This window comes from Idiomarina solivarensis (assembly GCF_033052755.1).
Taxonomy (GTDB): domain Bacteria; phylum Pseudomonadota; class Gammaproteobacteria; order Enterobacterales; family Alteromonadaceae; genus Idiomarina.
In genome coordinates, this window is sequence record NZ_JAVFHZ010000004.1 from 48,766 (window position 1) to 66,428 (window position 17,663).

Annotated in this window: 20 protein-coding genes; 7 read left to right on the forward strand and 13 right to left on the reverse strand. The window is 48.8% G+C overall.

The genetic code is table 11. The features are described 5' to 3' along the window. Positions 1-2 precede the first annotated feature (2 nt). Complete coding sequence (locus RBK99_RS07805; RefSeq protein WP_317504038.1) at positions 3-1,148, forward strand: murein hydrolase activator EnvC family protein; 1,146 nt, start codon at positions 3-5, stop codon at positions 1,146-1,148. Continuing rightward, positions 1,148-1,903, forward strand: a complete 756-nt coding sequence (locus RBK99_RS07810) for a divergent polysaccharide deacetylase family protein (RefSeq protein ID WP_317504039.1) — start codon at positions 1,148-1,150, stop codon at positions 1,901-1,903. Before RBK99_RS07805 ends, RBK99_RS07810 begins: the two co-directional genes overlap by 1 nt. Here RBK99_RS07810 and RBK99_RS07815 read toward each other — a convergent pair. The 5 genes from RBK99_RS07815 to ftsY all read right to left on the reverse strand — a co-directional run bounded on the left by RBK99_RS07815 (position 1,866) and on the right by ftsY (position 6,036). Beyond that, complete coding sequence (locus RBK99_RS07815) at positions 1,866-2,117, reverse strand: YkgJ family cysteine cluster protein (RefSeq protein ID WP_317504040.1); 252 nt, start codon at positions 2,115-2,117, stop codon at positions 1,866-1,868. The two genes, RBK99_RS07810 and RBK99_RS07815, sit on opposite strands and share 38 nt — an antisense overlap. Continuing rightward, the gene (gene rpoH / locus RBK99_RS07820) at positions 2,118-2,978 is read right to left on the reverse strand and encodes an RNA polymerase sigma factor RpoH (protein ID WP_317504041.1); all 861 of its coding nucleotides are present in this window, start codon (positions 2,976-2,978) and stop codon (positions 2,118-2,120) included. It abuts the gene before it with no gap. 144 nt (positions 2,979-3,122) lie between these two features. Further along, positions 3,123-4,112, reverse strand: a complete 990-nt coding sequence (gene ftsX, locus RBK99_RS07825; protein ID WP_317504042.1) for a permease-like cell division protein FtsX — start codon at positions 4,110-4,112, stop codon at positions 3,123-3,125. Next, positions 4,109-4,786 carry a cell division ATP-binding protein FtsE gene (ftsE, locus tag RBK99_RS07830; RefSeq protein WP_317504043.1) on the reverse strand — a complete coding sequence of 226 codons (678 nt, stop codon included), beginning with the start codon at positions 4,784-4,786 and terminating at the stop codon, positions 4,109-4,111. Before ftsE ends, ftsX begins: the two co-directional genes overlap by 4 nt. Before the next feature lie 2 nt (positions 4,787-4,788). Beyond that, positions 4,789-6,036 carry a signal recognition particle-docking protein FtsY gene (ftsY, locus tag RBK99_RS07835; protein WP_317504044.1) on the reverse strand — a complete coding sequence of 416 codons (1,248 nt, stop codon included), beginning with the start codon at positions 6,034-6,036 and terminating at the stop codon, positions 4,789-4,791. Positions 6,037-6,139: 103 nt separating this feature from the next. Between ftsY and rsmD the strand changes: the two genes are divergently transcribed. Further along, entirely contained in the window at positions 6,140-6,721 is a 582-nt protein-coding gene (gene rsmD, locus RBK99_RS07840; protein ID WP_317504045.1) for a 16S rRNA (guanine(966)-N(2))-methyltransferase RsmD, read from the forward strand. Further along, entirely contained in the window at positions 6,718-7,020 is a 303-nt protein-coding gene (locus RBK99_RS07845; RefSeq protein WP_317504046.1) for a DUF1145 domain-containing protein, read from the forward strand. The genes rsmD and RBK99_RS07845 overlap by 4 nt, the downstream gene beginning before the upstream one ends. Here the strand turns inward: RBK99_RS07845 and RBK99_RS07850 are convergent. Then, entirely contained in the window at positions 6,968-7,576 is a 609-nt protein-coding gene (locus tag RBK99_RS07850; RefSeq protein WP_317504047.1) for a YjaG family protein, read from the reverse strand. The genes RBK99_RS07845 and RBK99_RS07850 overlap by 53 nt on opposite strands. A gap of 61 nt (positions 7,577-7,637) precedes the next feature. Here RBK99_RS07850 and RBK99_RS07855 point away from each other — a divergent pair, with 61 nt between their 5' ends. Next, complete coding sequence (locus tag RBK99_RS07855; protein WP_317504048.1) at positions 7,638-8,606, forward strand: threonine/serine dehydratase family protein; 969 nt, start codon at positions 7,638-7,640, stop codon at positions 8,604-8,606. Here RBK99_RS07855 and RBK99_RS07860 read toward each other — a convergent pair. The 4 genes from RBK99_RS07860 to RBK99_RS07875 all read right to left on the reverse strand — a co-directional run bounded on the left by RBK99_RS07860 (position 8,603) and on the right by RBK99_RS07875 (position 11,652). After that, positions 8,603-9,034, reverse strand: coding sequence for a VOC family protein (locus RBK99_RS07860; RefSeq protein ID WP_317504049.1), 432 nt, complete (start codon positions 9,032-9,034; stop codon positions 8,603-8,605). The two genes, RBK99_RS07855 and RBK99_RS07860, sit on opposite strands and share 4 nt — an antisense overlap. 18 nt (positions 9,035-9,052) lie before the next feature. Then, a complete protein-coding gene (locus RBK99_RS07865; protein WP_317504050.1) occupies positions 9,053-9,283 on the reverse strand; it encodes a hypothetical protein in 231 nt (76 codons plus the stop codon). Positions 9,284-9,484: 201 nt separating this feature from the next. Then, positions 9,485-10,657, reverse strand: a complete 1,173-nt coding sequence (locus RBK99_RS07870; RefSeq protein WP_317504051.1) for a cystathionine gamma-synthase — start codon at positions 10,655-10,657, stop codon at positions 9,485-9,487. Positions 10,658-10,686: 29 nt separating this feature from the next. Continuing rightward, the gene (locus RBK99_RS07875; protein ID WP_317504052.1) at positions 10,687-11,652 is read right to left on the reverse strand and encodes a PLP-dependent cysteine synthase family protein; all 966 of its coding nucleotides are present in this window, start codon (positions 11,650-11,652) and stop codon (positions 10,687-10,689) included. A 129-nt stretch (positions 11,653-11,781) separates the two neighbouring features. On the opposite strand from RBK99_RS07875, the gene ltaE reads away from it, so the two are divergent. Further along, the gene (gene ltaE, locus RBK99_RS07880) at positions 11,782-12,795 is read left to right on the forward strand and encodes a low-specificity L-threonine aldolase (protein ID WP_317504053.1); all 1,014 of its coding nucleotides are present in this window, start codon (positions 11,782-11,784) and stop codon (positions 12,793-12,795) included. Positions 12,796-12,899: 104 nt separating this feature from the next. On the opposite strand, the gene RBK99_RS07885 is transcribed toward ltaE, so the two are convergent. The 3 genes from RBK99_RS07885 to RBK99_RS07895 all read right to left on the reverse strand — a co-directional run bounded on the left by RBK99_RS07885 (position 12,900) and on the right by RBK99_RS07895 (position 15,545). Then, complete coding sequence (locus tag RBK99_RS07885; RefSeq protein WP_317504054.1) at positions 12,900-14,444, reverse strand: YifB family Mg chelatase-like AAA ATPase; 1,545 nt, start codon at positions 14,442-14,444, stop codon at positions 12,900-12,902. Between the two features lie 105 nt (positions 14,445-14,549). Next, the gene (locus tag RBK99_RS07890; RefSeq protein WP_317504055.1) at positions 14,550-15,290 is read right to left on the reverse strand and encodes a ferredoxin--NADP reductase; all 741 of its coding nucleotides are present in this window, start codon (positions 15,288-15,290) and stop codon (positions 14,550-14,552) included. A 9-nt stretch (positions 15,291-15,299) separates the two neighbouring features. Beyond that, positions 15,300-15,545, reverse strand: coding sequence for an accessory factor UbiK family protein (locus RBK99_RS07895; protein ID WP_317504056.1), 246 nt, complete (start codon positions 15,543-15,545; stop codon positions 15,300-15,302). 110 nt (positions 15,546-15,655) lie between these two features. Between RBK99_RS07895 and rep the strand changes: the two genes are divergently transcribed. After that, positions 15,656-17,662: a DNA helicase Rep gene (gene rep / locus RBK99_RS07900; RefSeq protein ID WP_317504057.1), complete on the forward strand. Its 2,007-nt coding sequence runs from the start codon at positions 15,656-15,658 to the stop codon at positions 17,660-17,662. Position 17,663: the final 1 nt, after the last annotated feature.

A 17,663-nucleotide genomic window follows, 5' to 3' on the forward strand; every position in this document is an offset into this window, starting at 1 on the left:
CCATGCCATTAGTGGCCATCTTGCTGGTAATTGCCGGGCTGATTTTTACCAGCCCGTTGGTAGCACAGGACTATAGCGAAGACGACAAAGCCTCAACTGAGGCCGAAATTGCGGCGGTAAATGCAGAGCTGGAAAAACGTCTGCAAGCAATTAGGGAGCGCAGCAGCGCCCTTAACTCAACCGAGCGTGAGCTTCGCAACCTGGAGATAAAAACAGCAGAGATAGCCGGCGCGTTGCGTAAAACGGAAACCGACTTGGAGCAAGTTAACAGTAATATTGCTGAGTCAGAACAACAGCGCGACCAATTGCAGAAAAAACAAAAACAGCAGATGACATTGCTGGAAGACCAACTGGTATCAGCCTACATGAACGGCCAGCACGACTTCCTTAAAATGCTCTTAAACCAGCAAAGCCCCGGGCAGTTCGAAAGAATGTTGAGTTATTACCAATATCTCAATGCAGCCCGGGTAGAAGAGATAGAGGCTATTCGCGCCACCCAGCAAAAAATCACTGAGCTCACGGAAGAGTTACTACAACAAAAGAACACATTGGCTCAATTGCAGCAGCGGCAACAGCAGCAGCGCGATCAACTCGAACAGCAACAGCACCGGCAGGAAGAAAAATTAGCAGAGCTGCAACAGCAACAACGCAAGGACCGCTCTCGGGTGAATCAACTGGAACAAAGCCGGGAGCAACTGGAACAGGTATTGGCAGCCATAGAGACAGCGTTAGCTCGTCAGAAAGATGTTCGTCTGGTTGGGCTGAAACCGATAAAAGGTCAACTGCAATGGCCGAGTGATGGTGAAGTTGAACGTCTATTTGGTCAACGTCGCGAGGGGCCAGTTGACTGGAAAGGGGTGCTTATAAAAGGCCAAAACGGACAATCTGTACGCTCTATTGCCGATGGTCGCGTTGTCTACGCAGATTGGCTAAGAGGCTTTGGGCTGGTCATCGTGGTTGACCACGGTGAAAGCTACATGAGTCTTTATGGGCACAATCAGACACTCATCAAAGCCGTTGGTGATAAAGTTCGTCAGAATGAAGAAATTGCACTGATGGGGCAGTCTGGTTCTCGTAATAACCCAGCACTGTACTTTGAAATTCGTCATCAAGGGCGACCTCAAAACCCAAGCAACTGGATACGCTAATGCGCCGTTTTTTCGCCACTTTATTCTTATCTGCACTTTTAATTAATACAGCCGTTGCCGCCAAAATTGCCATTGTCATCGATGACATTGGTAATCATAGAAGCGACTTACAAGCCGCCCTCTTACCCGGCAATATCAGTTTCGCGGTACTTCCTTATACTCCTTACGCTCGGGCCTTTGCATTGCGTGCACATCATCAGAAAAAGCAGATATTGCTGCATATGCCAATGGAAGCTGTGGAAAATAACCACCCGGGTCCGGGCGTTGTGACTGCGGATATGAGCAGTGCACAAATAAAGTTGCAACTGGTCAATGCACTGGACTCTATCCCATACGTAGCGGGAGTCAATAATCACATGGGCAGCAAACTGACTCAGTTACCTTTGCCCATGCAGGCGGTTATGGAAACACTCGCCGCACGCGAACTTTTCTTTATTGATAGCCGCACTTCAGAGTTTAGCGTAGCGGAACACATTGCGGGTCAGTTTGGGGTGAAAGTATCGCGCCGTCATGTGTTTTTGGATAATGAGGTAAATGAAGTTTACCTTCAACAGCAATTTGATCAGTTGTTGCGTTTAGCAAAGCGCAATGGTCAGGCCATTGGAATTGGGCATCCTTATCCAGAAACATTGAGTTTCCTTAAGAAAAAATTGCCACAACTAAAGCAGCAAGGTATTGAATTAGTGTTTGTGTCTGAATTAGCTGCGATGACAGAGCTTAATGGGTCGCTTCTTCAAGCGACGTCAGCAAAATAATCGCTTCTTCACGGTTCTCGCCGCAAACCTCTTCATCAGCCGAAAACTCACCGCAGACTTTTGGCCGTTCCGGTCGACCGAATAAACGGCACAAATTATCTTCATTGAGTTGAACACAACGCACACCCGCCGGCTTGCCATTAGGCATTCCGGGGATGGGGGAACTAATAGAGGGTGCTATGCAGCAAGCGCCGCAACCAACGCGGCACTTCATTTAGCTCATTGCGAGACGAAGTTTCTTCATTGCGTTTTGTTCTAATTGACGAACACGCTCTGCTGATACTTCGTATTTTGCTGCTAAATCATGCAGCGTCGTTTTATCTTCAGATAACCAACGCGCCTGAACGATATCCTGGCTACGTTCATCCAAATGACCCATAGCACTGAACAATTTCTGCTGCGTATGGTTTTCGTAATCTTCGGCTTCAATTTCGGATGCAAGGTCTGAGCGCTTATCTTCCAAATACATGGCGGGCGAATAGGCACTGCCTTCTTTCGAGTCATCGTCGTCGGAGCTAAGTTCAAACGCCTGATCATGAGCACTCATGCGGGTTTCCATTTCCAGTACCTCTTTGGTACTGACACCCAGCTCATTCGCAACGGTTTCAACTTCTTTCTGGCTAAACCAACCTAAACGTTTTTTCATTTTACGCAGGTTAAAGAACAACTTACGCTGTGCTTTTGTGGTTGCCACTTTAACAACGCGCCAGTTACGCAGCACGTATTCGTGAATTTCGGCTTTAATCCAGTGAACAGCAAACGAAACCAGACGCACTCCAACGGATGGGTCAAAACGTTTGACTGCTTTCATCAGGCCAATATTGCCTTCTTGAATTAAATCCGCTTGCGGCAGGCCATAACCCGAATAACTGCGAGCTACATGCACAACGAAGCGGAGGTGCGACATGATCAGTTCTTTCGCTGCATCCAAGTCGCTGTTTTCGTATAGTCTTGTCGCCAACGCCTTTTCTTTTTCGGCGGTGAGCATTGGAATACGGTTGACTGACTGAATATACCCGTCCAGTCCTCCCCCTTGGGGAACCGATAATGCCATGGTGTTTAATTCAGTGCTCATTTAACAACCTCTACTTAAAATACCGACTTAATTACTGCGTTTCAGTCAGCTTCTAAGACCCCTTTTGAGTCTAAAAGTTCCATTATGATCGTTGTCGATCAGGTAATTTAGTATAACTAAGCCTATGGCTTTCGCAACCCCATTTTATTCAGGTTCAATACTTTGTATATGACGCCTTACAGCCAGGTAAGAACCCGCTAAACCTAACCCAACGGCGACCAACCAAATGATGAGTAGCTCGCCAAACGTCAGACCATTTAATTTAAATGGGGTTTCGTAAAGTTCGGTTAAATCCACTACGGCACTCTCAACCCACCAGATCAATAACGCTGTTGCTAACCAGGCTACAAGCCCTCCGATGATGCCATACCAGACGCCGGTGTATAAAAAAGGTCGCTGAATAAAAGCATTGGTCGCCCCCACTAGCTTCATCACCATGATTTCATCGCGCTTAGACAAAATATTCAATCGAATTGTGTTCCCGACAATAAGCACTACCGACAAGCACAGCACCACGGCTAACGCACCCAGAATGTCTTCAATGAGATTAAGAATACCCTGCAACCGATTAAGCCACTCTAAGTCCATTTTTGCGTAGGCCACTTCACGTTGCTTTTCCAGCCGGTTAAGCAGCTCTTTTGCACGCTGTGGCGAACGATAAGACTCAGCAGGAATCACGACCAGCACATCGGGTAACGGATTTGACGAGAGGTAATCGAGTGTTTCACCGAAACCTGACTGCTTTTTAAATTGTTCGAGGCCTTGCTCTTTTGGGATAAGCCGCACCGACGCTACGCCTTCCGACAGTTCTGTTTGCGTTTTTAGAGTATCAACTTCAGACTGCTGCAGGTTCTTCTTCAAAAACAAAGTAACTTCAGACGCTTGCTGCCAATTGTCAGCAATATTACTCGTATTTTTTACTAGAACGTAAAGTGATGACGGCAATGTCAGACTTAAGCCCAGTACCGCCATCGTCATAAAAGAAGCAAAAGGATTTCGCCACAGTTCGCCCAAGCTGGCTATGGCCTGCTGAACGTGATGCACCGGCACCATAAGCAAACGGCGCCACCAGGGTAAACGCCCGCGGTTGCTTGCGCCTTTTTCAACAGAACGGTTACGGAACAATAAACTCATAGTTCACTGTCCTCCAGGCCATCGTTAATCATACGCCCGTCTTTTAACGTCAGAGTCCTGTACCGCAAACGCGCAATAAGACCTAAATCGTGGGTCGCAATGAGTACGGCAACGCCCACCTTATTAAACTCTTCGAACAAACGAATAATTTCCATCGACAGCTTCGGATCCAAGTTACCCGTTGGCTCATCCGCCAATAGCAGAGGCGGCTTAGTCACGATAGCGCGGGCAATGCCAACACGTTGCTGCTCACCACCGGATAGCATTTGTGGATAATGTTTCACTTTATCGGCTATACCGACTTTTTCCAGTGCAGCAACAACACGCTTGCGCGCTTCCTGAACACTGTACCCCTCAATAATCAATGGTAGCGCGACGTTATCAAATACCGTTTTATCCATTAATAAACGGTGGTCCTGAAAAATCATGCCAATATCACGGCGCACATACGGCACTTGCGACGGCTTAATTTTGCGCAAGTCGTGTCCGTTAATCAGCACGCGCCCTGCGGTTGGTCTTTCCATTAAGCTGATCAATTTGAGCAACGTACTTTTACCCGCACCCGAGTGACCGGTTAAGAAGGCCATTTCGCCGGGCTGTACATGGAAGTCCACATGGCTTAATGCCTGATGGCCCCCACGGTACGTTTTACTGACTTGCTCAAAGCGGATCATGGTTAACTCGCTGTTGTCGGTTCTGATTCGTCGTCTACGTTACGGTCAAATAGCGCTGCAATAAAGTCTTTTGCCACAAAAGGTCGCAAATCGTCCAAACTCTCGCCCACACCAATATAGCGAATAGGAATAGCGAATTGGTCTGCAACGGCGAAAATAACGCCACCTTTAGCGGTACCATCGAGTTTCGTCATAACAATACCCGAAACCCCAACGGCTTCGGTAAAGAGCTTGGCCTGACTAATGGCATTTTGTCCAGTACCGGCATCCAAAGTCAGCATAACCTCGTGCGGCGCTTCCGGGTCCAGCTTTTTCATTACCCGCACCAGTTTTTTCAACTCTTCCATTAAATTGGCTTTATTTTGCAAGCGGCCAGCAGTGTCTGCAATTAACACATCCACATTCCGGGCTTTTGCAGCCTGCAACGCATCATACAAAACAGAAGCACTGTCGGCGCCGGTATGCTGCGCAACAACCGGAATATCATTTCGCTCGCCCCAGACTTGCAACTGCTCAACCGCTGCAGCGCGGAACGTGTCACCCGCCGCCAACATCACCGACTTCCCTTCCGCTTTGAATTGCTTAGCCAGTTTGCCAATTGTCGTGGTTTTGCCCACACCATTGACCCCGGTCATTAGAATAACGAAAGGTGACTCGGATTCTGGTATTTCCAGACGTTTATCAACCGGCTGCAGAATCTCGGCTAACTGCTCTTGTAACAATTCATACAATGCTTCGGCATCTTTTAACTGTTTGCGGTCAGCCTGCTTTGTCAGGTTATCGATGATTTTAGTGGTGGTGGCGACGCCCAAATCCGCCATTAACAACTGAGTTTCGAGCTCCTCGAATAGATCATCATCAATTTTTTTACCACGAAAAACACTAATAAGCCCCGAACCAATAGAACCCGAGGTTCTGCGTAGGCCTTGTGTCAGGCGTGCCCAGAAGCCCTTCTTCTCACCTTTTTCATTTGGCTCAGCTACTGTTGATTCGGCCTCAGCCGTGTCTTTTAGTCCCTGTGATTCTGCTGTAACTTGTGCACAGTCATCTGCTGCACTGGGCAGTTCTTCGTATGACGCAGGCGGCTCTTGCTCTGCTTCAGGTTCTTGCTCAGGCTCCGATTCAAGGTCTTGTTCGGGTTCAGGCGTTAGCTGTTCTTCCTCTTCTACTACTGCATCTTCTTTCTTTTCTTCGGCCTCAGGCGCCTTCTCTTCATTACGCTTTTTCTTAAACAGCGAAAACATCGACATATTGGTTTCCTTGGAACTGACACGCAGGAATCGTTAAACTATAGGCTTTAGTTTACCATGCTGTTAACAAACTGACGACGGTCTGAACAAAGGAAGCCTGCGAGTGAGAAAAAAACGCCAGACAAGCGCCAGCGGCGACTATCGGATTATTGGCGGACGGTGGCGCGGCCGACGTTTACCCGTTGCCGACAGCCCGGGTTTACGACCCACCACAGACCGGGTTCGGGAAACTGTATTCAACTGGCTACAATGGGATATCAACGGTGCCTGTGTGTTAGATTTATTCGCTGGCAGCGGCAGTTTAGGCTTTGAAGCGGCTTCGCGCGGGGCGACTCAGGTTACCCTGATAGAAGCGGTAAAAGCGGTCAGCCAACAACTGCAAAAAAATATTGAGTTGTTAAACAGTCCAGCCATTAATGTTGTTACTCAAAATGCGCTCGATTGGCTACAAACAGAGTCCGGCAAAGCCTACGATGTTATCTTTATCGATCCACCGTTTCGTGAGGGGCTGGCCGATAAAGCATTGCAACTACTGGATGAGGGAAACTGGCTGGCAACAGACAATACTGTTTATCTGGAAACAGAGAAAGAATGGCTATTAAAGCTTCCGCCTAACTGGCGTGTCACCAAAGAAAAGGTGCATGGGCAGGTTTGCTTCCGTTTACTGACTAAGGACATCACATGAAAGTTATCATTATTGCGGGCAAAGTCGTTTTTGCCGTTATTTGGTTAGGCCTTTTCGCGCTTCTTGCCGGCGCAAACGGCGAGCTCAGCTCTCAATCCGTTGGTTTACTGAGCCTCTTATTGGCCATTATGGTTATCACTCATTTATTATTGCTGGGTGTTTTTGTTGCCACCATGAAAGCGGTATACCCTTGGCGCAAAGGCGACAGCTGGCAAATTCTGGCGTTTGGCATTTTTGCCTGGCTGTCTATTCTTCAGCGTCCAAAGCCAGACCAAGATTCGACACCCCCTCGTCGCTGAGCATCAACTTAAGCTGATTGACTAGCGCACTGTTTACTGCGGGCTGTTGTTCAAGGAAGTTGATCATGGCCTGCTGAATCGCGATTTCGTATTCCATTAATTCGTGATTATGAACATGCTCTTTTAGCTGGTCAGTGCCCACTTCTTCCGCGTCATTCAGTTCAATAAATTTCGCCACACTGGCCTGTGATATCTTCGCAACATCCAGAAAATTGGTTCCGTTATCATCCATCAGCCCTTGTAACAAGGTACTCAGAGCGGTGCAGGCATCCATCGCCGGGTAAACACCCAACATATCGTGCCCATATTCGCTGGGCGTTTGCTCATCGACTTTTTCCTGCCAACGGGCAAAGTTAACCTTGGTTTTTTTCGGATTCGCGATCCAATCCCAACAGGCATTTAACGTGCCGTGCAACGGCTTGCTGTCGCCGAACCCCGTCAACTGATGGAAGAAGTCGTAGTTAGGCACCATGCGTTCGCACAGGTATAACGCCATGACAATTTGCTGTTGCTGCGGCAGCTCGCGAATGCGCTGAAAGGTATCGAGTTGACTCACGTTCGGGCTCCAGACAGTGTATGCTTATCACTGTGTCGTTTTATTCATTGAGGGCCGTATTATGCCGAAGTTATCGCTTCCCTGCCATGCCGATGTTGTGCAGGCACAACAGAGAATCAATAGCTATATCGTTAAAACGCCCGTGCTCACCAACCTTGCGCTAAATCAGCAGCTCGGCTGTGAATTATTTTTCAAATGTGAAAATTTGCAACGCACCGGTGCCTTTAAATTTCGCGGTGCGACGAACGCTTTACTTAAGCTCACGCAGAAGCAGCGTCAGCAAGGTGTTATTACGGTGTCGTCCGGCAACCACGGGGCAGCACTAGCCCATGCAGGCAAAGCGCTGGGTATTAACGTTAAGGTTGGCGTACCCACCAACGCACCGGCCATAAAACGACAGAACATGGAAGCCGGTGACGCAGACATTACTGATATCGAACCCGGAATGGAAGCACGCGAAGCCATTATTGCCCAGTGGCTGAAAGAAGGCGAAAGCCATTTTATCCCCCCGTATGATCACGCCGATATTATTGCCGGACAGGGAACAGCAACGCTTGAATTACTGGAGCAAACCGATGGTCTGGATGCAGTGATAACACCTCTGGGCGGCGGTGGTTTATTGTCGGGCGCTTGTCTTGCCTGTGATGATACCGAGGTACAGATATTCGGAGCGGAACCCGAGCTGGCTAACGACGCCTGGTTATCCTTAAAGGCCGGAGAACGGCAGCCAGCGTTACCCGCTAAAAGTCTTTGCGACGGCTTACTGACTCAAGTTGGCGAACTGCCGTTTGCCATTATCCAACAGCGCATCAGCGATATTTTGGTACTAAAAGATGAAGATACTTTAAAAGCTATGGAACTGATTTGGCGTCACCTGAAGATAGTTGTTGAACCGTCTTCGGCTATTGCTTTAGCAGCTGTTATGCAAAATCTAGACGTATTTCACGGAAAACGCGTGGGCTTGGTTCTGAGCGGAGGTAACGTTGCAGCACAACCAGAAAGCGAAACGCTACGCTGGTCATGCGTTTAGGTCGCAAAAATATGACTGTCGTCGTTAAAGGTTTTAAATTCTAGTGCGTTGCCACAGTAATCGTAGAAAAACATGGTGCCCTGCTCACCCGGTTTGCCTTTAAAACGAATGTAGGGCTCTATTACAAATTCGACACCGGCTGACTTTACACGCTCCGCCAGTGCTTCCCAGTCGTCACGCAAAAGAACGACACCAAAGTGAGGAACCGGAACCGAGTGGCCATCAACACCACTATGGTTTTTTAAACCGGCGACATCGGGGGCTACATGGGTAACGAACTGATGACCAAAAAAGTTCCAGTCTATCCATTCGTCGCTACTGCGTCCTTGAGAGAGCCCAAGCACCTCACCATAAAACGCCCGGGCATTTTCCAACGAACTGACAGGAATGGCTAAATGAAAAGGTCTTACGTTGGTTGTATCTGACATACGACTAAATTGCCTGCATTAATGACTGAGTTTTGCCGTTATGTTTTGTGCTGTGTCGGTTTGAGGCGAGCGACGCCACATTCTGACACCAATAGCGAACACCAATAGTGCCCAGTTCACCGGCGGAATAAAGCCTGCGGTTAACACCGCTAATAAATTCCACAGTGGTTGCTTCTGATACTGGCCCACTAAAGTGTAAAACAATAAAGCGGCTACGAGTCCTTGGAGTACCATGAGGCTCAATAGCATAAGTCTTTCCTTCTCGTTATTTATTCAACGCTTTTGCGTTCTTATTTTTTGTTTTCGATCAGTTTTTACTGACTAGGCTAACTCTACTGAATTATGACGAAAGTGTAAAATTTTGTATAAATTGTTGAAATAAAAAGAAAAAAACCGGCCAAAAGGCCGGTTTTCTATATTAAGCGTTATACTTTTAATCGTTAGTAACGATTAAAACGCGTTCAGCGCCTTGTCTAAGTCGGCTTTCAAATCGTCCAGATCTTCAATACCAACTGATACCCTTACAAAGTTATCGAGAATGCCGAGCTTTTCACGATTCTCTTTTGGAACCGAGGCATGCGTCATAATAGCCGGATGCTCAATCAAAGATTCAACACCACCCAGGCTTTCCGCTAACGCAAAGACTTCTACTGACTCAAGGAATTTGCGCGCGGCTTCCAAATCGCCTTTCAGCAAAATAGAAATCATACCGCCAAAGCCCTGCATCTGCTTTTTCGCCAACTCGTGCTGAGGGTGGCTTTCAAGGCCCGGATAAATGACTTTTTCAACTTTAGGATGTTGCTCAAGCCACTTAGCCAGTTCCATAGCCGCTTCATTGTGATGGCGCATGCGTAATGCCAGGGTTTTCACCCCACGCAAGGCAAGATAAGAGTCAAACGGTCCTGCAATAGCACCGGCCGAGTTCTGTAAGAACAACATGCGCTCGACCAAGTCGTCGTTGTCACCAACAACCGCAATACCACCAACCATATCAGAATGGCCGTTTAAGTATTTGGTCGCTGAGTGCATGACCATGTCCGCACCCATTTCCAGCGGACGCTGGTTAAACGGCGTAGCAAAGGTGTTATCCACCACGACAATAATGTCTGGGTTCTTCTGCTTCGCCAGTTTTACAATGGCTTCAATATCGACCAGCTTCAGCATGGGGTTACTTGGTGTTTCGACCCAAATCATGCGGGTGTTGTCTTTGATGCTGGCTTCAACTTCGTTCAAGTCAGCTAAGTCTACATAGGAGAACTGCAAACCCGCCGAGCGACCACGGACTTTATCAAACAAACGGAAACTGCCACCGTAAAGGTCATCCATAGCTACAATGTGATCGCCGCTATCAAGCAACTCTAAAATTGTCGCGGTTGCCGCCATGCCTGAGGCAAAAGCCAAACCCTGCTTACCGCCTTCCAACGAAGCTACCGAACGCTCCCACGCAAAGCGCGTCGGGTTGTGTGAGCGCGAATATTCAAAACCTTTGTGCTGGCCCGGACTTTCCTGAGCATAGGTCGAACTGGTAAAAATAGGAGGCATTACCGCACCGGTAACGGGCTCCGGAGACTGCCCGCCGTGAATGGCGCGCGTCGCGAATTTCATTGTCTTTTCGTCGGCCATGATTCAGGCTCCTTTATTTACAACAAGTATTACAGCAAGTTTTGAGAACGCATCCAGTCGTCATTAAACAGCTTGGATAAGTACCGGTTACCGGTATCGCATGCCAGGGTAACGACACGTTTTGGTTCAGTTTGTTGTTGGCAATAACGCAACGCCGCGGCAATTAAGTAGCCACTGGAAGAGCCGACCATAACGCCTTCTTTTTCCAGGACCTTACGCGCGGTTTGCATACCTTCTTTATCAGAGATAGCAAACGCAGTATTAGCCAATTTAAGATCACAAATGGTTGGGATAAAGTCTTCCCCAATGCCTTCCGCAAGCCAGCTGCCCGCTTCCACTTCTTCGTTGCGATTAACCAGTGGCTCCAGAATAGAACCGGCTGGATCCGCCAGGACCAAGTCCACCTGGCTGTTTTGTTCGCGTAAATAACGGCCAACACCGGTCAAAGTACCGCCTGAACCAACACCACAGACAAACGCATCCAGTTTGCCATCCATTTGCTCCCAAATTTCAGGGCCCGTGGTTTTATAGTGAGCGTCAACGTTTGCCGGATTTTCAAATTGGTTTACATAGTAGTAGCCGTTTTCTTCAGCCATGCGGGCGGCCATATCCTGGTAGTACTCAGGATGGCCTTTTTGTACATCAGAGCGCGTTTGCACAACTTCAGCACCCATGGCGCGCAGGTTATTCACTTTTTCCTGACTCATTTTGTCCGGCATGACAATTTTCAGCGGGTAGCCTTTACCCGCAGCCACTAGCGCCAAACCCAAGCCAGTATTACCTGCGGTTGCTTCAATAATGGTATCGCCCGGCTTCAGCTTGCCTTGTTTTTCTGCTTGCTCAACCATTTCTACCGCAATTCGGTCTTTGATAGAGCCGCCAGGGTTTTGTAGCTCGAGTTTTAAATACAGCTCACACGGGCCGGTATCCATGTTGGTGACTTTCACCATTGGGGTATTACCGATCATTTCTATTACATTATTAAAAACTTTCATATTGGCTCGCTTTGTTGTCGAGTGTCTGGTTCAATATTAGGCCATTATCCCTTGACTGAGCTCGCTAAACAACCTTAGGGCTTAGAACCGGATGATAGTTGTTATAACTAACCCCCAGATGAGGCTGTTATGCTGGATTTACGCAGTGATACCGTTACCCTTCCAAGCGCTGCTATGCGCACCGCTATTGCCGACGCCAAAGTCGGCGACGATGTGTATGGTGAAGACCCTTCTATTAATGCGTTGGAAAAGCGTGTCGCAGAGCTACTCGGCAAAGAAGATGCCTTGTTATGCAGTTCCGGTACCCAAAGTAATCTGCTGGGACTAATGAGCCACTGCCGCAATGGCGAAGAATATATTGTGGGCCAGGAGTATCATACTTACCGGTATGAAGCCGGTGGCGCTGCGGTTTTAGGTAGCATAGTACCGCAGACGGTAGAAGTGGAGCTAGACGGTACGTTGTCGCTGGACACCATTAAACAACGGATAAAACCCAATGACCCACACTTTCCTATCACCCGGTTGCTGGCCTTTGAAAATACCCACGGTGGACAGTTAATAGATCAGGCCTATTTTGACAAAGCCCGGATTCTGGCCGACCAAAATGGTTTATCAATGCACTTAGATGGCGCCCGCTTGCCTAATGCCGCTATCGCCAGTGGTCGCAGCATGGCTGAGCTTGCCGCACCTTTTGACAGTGTGTCTTTGTGTTGTTCAAAAGGCTTAGGCGCCCCGATTGGTTCGTTACTGGCCGGCTCAAAAGAACTTATCGCCCGCGCCCGACGTTGGCGCAAAATGGTTGGCGGGGGCATGCGTCAAGCAGGCTTTGTGGCTGTTGCCATTGATTACGCGTTAACGCACCAGTTTGAGCGCATTCAGGACGACCATGACAACGCGAAGTGGTTGGCGGAGCGGCTTTCGTGCGTACTGGCAGGCACTGACGCTCAGGTTCACTACTCCGGTACCAACATGACCTTTATTGATTTGCCCGAGTCTTTGCCAGCCGAAGGCCTACGTCAACTGATGTCTGAACATGACATTAAACTGCCCGGCGGACAAAAGCTTCGCCTGGTATGCCATCTGGATGTTAGCCGAGAACAACTGGAGCGTTTTGTCGAGCTGTTTAAGCAGTGGCTCCAGTAGCCTGACGTTATTTACGTCAGGTGAGGTGTCGGACATTCCACTACAGATTATTATTTACACATAGATTACGGCGAATAGACCGCACCTGATGCAATAGCATCAGGTTACAAGCTCTGAACCTGATCAATCAGCCGATCGAGGGCTCGGTAATTGAGGGCTTCGGCCAAGTGCTGCTGTTCTATGGTGTTGCTGTCTGCTAAATCAGCAATAGTCCGGGCCAAACGTAAGGTGCGATGATACGCCCGGTGAGACAGTTTCATTTTTTCTGAGGCTTTTGCTAAAAACGCTTCTGTTTTATCTGACAGCTCGCATACTTGCTTCAGCGCTTTTGGCTTTATTTCACTGTTCAGGCACCCCTGACGTTCAATTTGCCGTTTGCGGGCTTTTTCAACTAAGCTTTTTGCTTGCGCAGACGTCATGGGTTCAGTCGTTTTCGTAGCAGCACCGTTTAAACTCATAGACCCAGTTTCCCGCGGCACCATTACCTGTATATCAATGCGATCGAGTAGCGGACCCGATAACTTGTTTAAATACTTTAGGATTTGATCCGGGGTGGAACGGCAGTTAGCTAGGGAACCATCGAATTGACCACAAGGCGAAGGATTCAGCGCGCACACCAGCTGAAAATTGGCCGGAAATTTCACGTTGTACCCGGCGCGGTTAATGGTGATTTCGCCACTTTCAAGCGGTTCACGTAAGCAGTCCAGCACATGTCGACTGAACTCAGGAAGCTCATCAAGGAAGAGCAAAGCATTGTTTGCTAAGGATATTTCCCCTGGACGAACAGAATTACCCGCTCCCCCTCCAACTAATGCGGCAGCAGTACAAGTATGGTGAGGTGATCGCAATTCACGTCGGGTCAAATCTGCATGATGGTAATCAAAAGACACGGACTTCACCGCCGCAATTTCCATAGCTTCCTGCTCGGTCAATGGCGGCAATATGCTACTTAGTCTTTGTGCCAGCATCGTTTTGCCAGTTCCGGGTGGCCCAACAAACAACAAGTGATGTTTACCTGCAGCAGACAATAGCAAAGCTCGCTTAGCTTGCTGCTGCCCTACGACTTCAGCTAAATCACCGTCACCACCCGATGACGCCTTTGCCCAATCTATCGGCTTTGATCCCCTCAGTGGCTGATGATCATGCAGATGCTCATAAACACCCACTAAATCTGCCGCCAGCCAACTCTTTTGCTCCCTCACTAACCCAGCTTCCTGCTGGTTAGCAACGGGCACAAACGCCTGACGCTTTTTGCTACGACAAGCGAGTAAAGCTGGAATTAAGCCATTTACAGCGCGAAGCTCACCGGTTAATGCCAGCTCTCCGTAAAATTCTGCCTGCTCTAAAATAGTATCCGGTATTTGTCCCGATGCCGCCAATATTCCCACGGCTATGGCTAGATCGTAACGCGCACCGGTTTTCGGAATATCCGCCGGTGACAAGTTCACTGTAATACGCGTGGCGGGCGGATACTCAAACCCCGCGTTCATCAACGCAGTTTTAACCCGGTCGCGCGCTTCCTTAACAGTGGTAGCCGGCATACCCACCATAGTAAATCCTGGCATTCCCCTTGCCAGATCCACCTCAACCCGAATTTCCGGCGCATGAATGCCTATCAATGCCCGCGTATAAACTCGCGCTAACGCCATCTGTCTCTCCATGACTGAACAACGGCGTCACTATAAATCGTGGTTATGGTACTGTCTGTAAGCTAATGACACCTCTCCAGAGTAGAAATTGCACCTTTGGCCAAGTTACCAGTAATTTTCAGACGTCACGTTGCCGGGTTTGCGCCGGGTATTTTTGGCAAGCCCTAATTCCGCCAGCGCGGCGCGTGACTCTTTTATCATGTCGGGGTTACCACAAAGCATGACTTGTGCGCTGGTACCTAACGGCGTTTCGAGCGCATCGCTCAGTTGACCTGAGCTAATCAATTCCGGTATGCGTGCTGAGAATGCGCCTGGAATGTTTTCACGGGTTATCACTGGCTGGTAGCCAAGTTGCCCAGGGTATTCTTGTTGCCACTGTTCAACTTGATCCTGATAAACCAGATCCTCGGCCAGACGAACGCCGTGCACCAAATTAATGCGTTTAAAACGTTCCCAGGGCTTTTCAGTTCTCAGCATAGAAATGAACGGGCCAATGCCGGTGCCGGTTGAAAGCATCCACAAACTATCGCCCTCGGGCACTTCGTCCAGTGTGAAGAAGCCCCCGGCGGGCTGGGTGATGTTAACATCGTCACCAGGTTTTAGCTGAGCTAGCCGTGTGCTCACTTCGCCATCTTCCACTTTGGCAATCACAAAATCCAGTATGGCTTCGCCCGGCGCGCTGGCAAGCGAATACGCGCGCAATAACTGCTCACCACCTATATTCAGGCCTAAGCGCACAAACTGCCCGGCTTTAAAATCAAACGGCTCAGCCACTACTCTCAAACTGAAAACGCCGGAACTCCAACGGTAATTCTCGACCACTTTTCCACTAATCCATTGGATCATACGGCTGACTTATTCCTTGTTTTGGTTCTTGGTCGCTTCCAGTTCTTTTTCTAGCAGTTCAACGCGCTCACGCAGGCGCAACAGCATTTGCTGCTGCACGTCCAGCTCTTCGCGGGTGACTAAATCCAGTTTCGACAGCTGTGACTGCAAGGTCTGTTTGACACGCTGCTCCATATTTCCAGCCAATTCTTTTACACCAGCTGGCATGTTGTCGTTAATTTGACGAGCAATGTTTTCAATGGTTTTGTTGTCCATAAGTCTCTCTTTGTGTAAATCGTTGCTAATTCATTTAGCTTAGCAGGAGATTCAGGTAAAATCCGAGCTTCTTATCGGCTTTTTCACGAATCAGGAACTCTGCGGCGCCCATGCTGAACGATCGCCAGAACCAGGCTGTACACTACATCCAAGGTCCATTATTGGTGCTTGCCGGCGCCGGTAGTGGTAAAACTCGGGTGATCACCGAGAAAATTGCCTATCTGATCCGTCAGCAAATTTATACCGCGCGGCAAATTGGCGCGGTAACCTTTACCAATAAAGCTGCCAAAGAGATGAAAGAGCGTATCGCGCAAACTTTGCCTAAAGCGCAGCTGCGCGGCTTAACCGTGTGCACCTTCCATACTCTGGGGCTGAATATTATCCGGCGCGAACTCAGCACGCTAGGCTTCAAGCCCGGCTTTTCCTTGTTTGACGACCAGGATACTTATGCCCTGCTAAACGCCCTTACTGAAGATGTATTTGAGGGCGATAAGGCCCTGATTCAAGCCTGCCAACACCAAATTGGGCATTGGAAGAATGCCATGCTATCGCCGGAGCAGGCGTTGCAAAAAGCCGGTAACGAGCAGGAAAGCGCTTTTGCGCAGGTGTACCAGCAATACCAAAATAATCTCAGTGCCTGTAACGCAGTCGACTTCGATGATCTCATTCGTCTGCCGACCTTATTGCTGGCAACCAATGAAAACGCCCGCGCCCGCTGGCAAAAAAAGTTTCAGTACCTGCTGGTGGACGAGTATCAGGACACCAACACCAGTCAGTATCAACTGGTTAAATTGCTGGTGGGCGAACGCGCCCGCTTTACCGTAGTGGGTGACGACGACCAGTCCATTTACTCCTGGCGCGGTGCGCAGCCAAAAAATCTGGCCTTATTGAAACAGGACTTTCCCAGTCTGGAAGTCGTGAAGCTGGAGCAAAATTACCGTTCGCACGGCCGAATATTGAAAGCAGCGAACATTCTCATTGAAAACAATCCGCACGTGTTTGAGAAAAAATTGTTCTCCGAAATGCAGTACGGAGAACCAATAAGCGTTATTTTTGGTCGTAACGAAGAGCACGAAGCCGAACGCGTGATTGCCGAAATTGTGAAACAACGCTTCTTACGCAAAACACCCTATCACCACTTTGCCATTTTATATCGAGGCAACCATCAATCACGCTTGTTTGAAAAGGCGCTGATGAACAACCGCATTCCTTATAAAATAACTGGTGGCCAGTCGTTTTTTGCCCGTGCTGAAGTGAAAGATATTATGGCGTACCTTCGGTTGCTGGTGAACCCAACCGACGACACTGCATTTTTGAGAATAATTAATACACCACGACGCGGCATTGGTCCTCAAACCGTTGAGCGTATCGGGCGATTATCGCAGGAGCTCGGTTGCAGTTTATTTGAAGCCTGCCAGTCGCCCCATTTAAAAACACAACTCAGCACGGGGGTTTTCCAACATGTGGATGTGTTCCGCAACATGATTGATACCCTGGCTCGACAATCCGATCATCAGGAGGACGCCAACGATGCGGTCAGACAATTGCTTAGCGACATTGGTTACGAAGACTGGCTGTTTGAGCAAAGCCCCAGTGCCAAAGCGGCCGAAATGCGAATTAAAAACGTGTACGAGCTGCACCGTTGGGTATCCGATATGCTTAAAGGCGACGCCGAACATGAACCTATGGCATTAGATCAGGTGGTCAGCCGCTTGTCACTACGCGATATGATGTCCCGCAATGAAGACGATGAGCAGTTTGAACAGGTGCAACTGATGACGCTGCACGCCTCCAAAGGTCTGGAGTTTCCGCACGTATTTTTGGTCGGTATGGAAGAAGGCTTACTGCCACACCAAAGCAGTATTGATGAAAACAACATTGAAGAAGAACGACGCCTGGCCTACGTAGGCATTACCCGAGCCCAGCATAAGTTAGTGTTCACTATGGCGAAAGAACGCCGCCAGTTTGGCGAGAAAACCGAGCCTCAGCCCAGTCGCTTTCTGTTAGAGTTACCACAGGACGATTTAGAGTGGGAACATCGTAAACAAAAATCGGATGAGGAACGAGAAGAGCAGAGAAGCCAGGGGCTGGAGATGCTTAAAAACGCGCTAAAGTAAT

Excerpts from the sequence above, each read along its gene's own strand:
- RBK99_RS07810 (WP_317504039.1), top strand. The coding sequence starts at position 1,148 with ATGCGCCGTTTTTTCGCCACTTTATTCTTATCTGCACTTTTAATTAAT.
- RBK99_RS07845 (WP_317504046.1), top strand. The coding sequence starts at position 6,718 with ATGAAAGTTATCATTATTGCGGGCAAAGTCGTTTTTGCCGTTATTTGG.
- RBK99_RS07815 (WP_317504040.1), bottom strand. The coding sequence starts at position 2,117 with ATGAAGTGCCGCGTTGGTTGCGGCGCTTGCTGCATAGCACCCTCTATT.
- RBK99_RS07890 (WP_317504055.1), bottom strand. The coding sequence starts at position 15,290 with ATGATCCAATGGATTAGTGGAAAAGTGGTCGAGAATTACCGTTGGAGT.
- ftsX (WP_317504042.1), bottom strand. The coding sequence starts at position 4,112 with ATGAGTTTATTGTTCCGTAACCGTTCTGTTGAAAAAGGCGCAAGCAAC.
- RBK99_RS07875 (WP_317504052.1), bottom strand. The coding sequence starts at position 11,652 with ATGAAAGTTTTTAATAATGTAATAGAAATGATCGGTAATACCCCAATG.
- ltaE (WP_317504053.1), top strand. The coding sequence starts at position 11,782 with ATGCTGGATTTACGCAGTGATACCGTTACCCTTCCAAGCGCTGCTATG.
- RBK99_RS07805 (WP_317504038.1), top strand. The coding sequence starts at position 3 with ATGCCATTAGTGGCCATCTTGCTGGTAATTGCCGGGCTGATTTTTACC.
- RBK99_RS07865 (WP_317504050.1), bottom strand. The coding sequence starts at position 9,283 with ATGCTATTGAGCCTCATGGTACTCCAAGGACTCGTAGCCGCTTTATTG.
- RBK99_RS07895 (WP_317504056.1), bottom strand. The coding sequence starts at position 15,545 with ATGGACAACAAAACCATTGAAAACATTGCTCGTCAAATTAACGACAAC.
- ftsY (WP_317504044.1), bottom strand. The coding sequence starts at position 6,036 with ATGTCGATGTTTTCGCTGTTTAAGAAAAAGCGTAATGAAGAGAAGGCG.
- rep (WP_317504057.1), top strand. The coding sequence starts at position 15,656 with ATGCTGAACGATCGCCAGAACCAGGCTGTACACTACATCCAAGGTCCA.
- RBK99_RS07885 (WP_317504054.1), bottom strand. The coding sequence starts at position 14,444 with ATGGCGTTAGCGCGAGTTTATACGCGGGCATTGATAGGCATTCATGCG.
- RBK99_RS07855 (WP_317504048.1), top strand. The coding sequence starts at position 7,638 with ATGCCGAAGTTATCGCTTCCCTGCCATGCCGATGTTGTGCAGGCACAA.
- rpoH (WP_317504041.1), bottom strand. The coding sequence starts at position 2,978 with ATGAGCACTGAATTAAACACCATGGCATTATCGGTTCCCCAAGGGGGA.
- ftsE (WP_317504043.1), bottom strand. The coding sequence starts at position 4,786 with ATGATCCGCTTTGAGCAAGTCAGTAAAACGTACCGTGGGGGCCATCAG.
- RBK99_RS07860 (WP_317504049.1), bottom strand. The coding sequence starts at position 9,034 with ATGTCAGATACAACCAACGTAAGACCTTTTCATTTAGCCATTCCTGTC.
- RBK99_RS07870 (WP_317504051.1), bottom strand. The coding sequence starts at position 10,657 with ATGGCCGACGAAAAGACAATGAAATTCGCGACGCGCGCCATTCACGGC.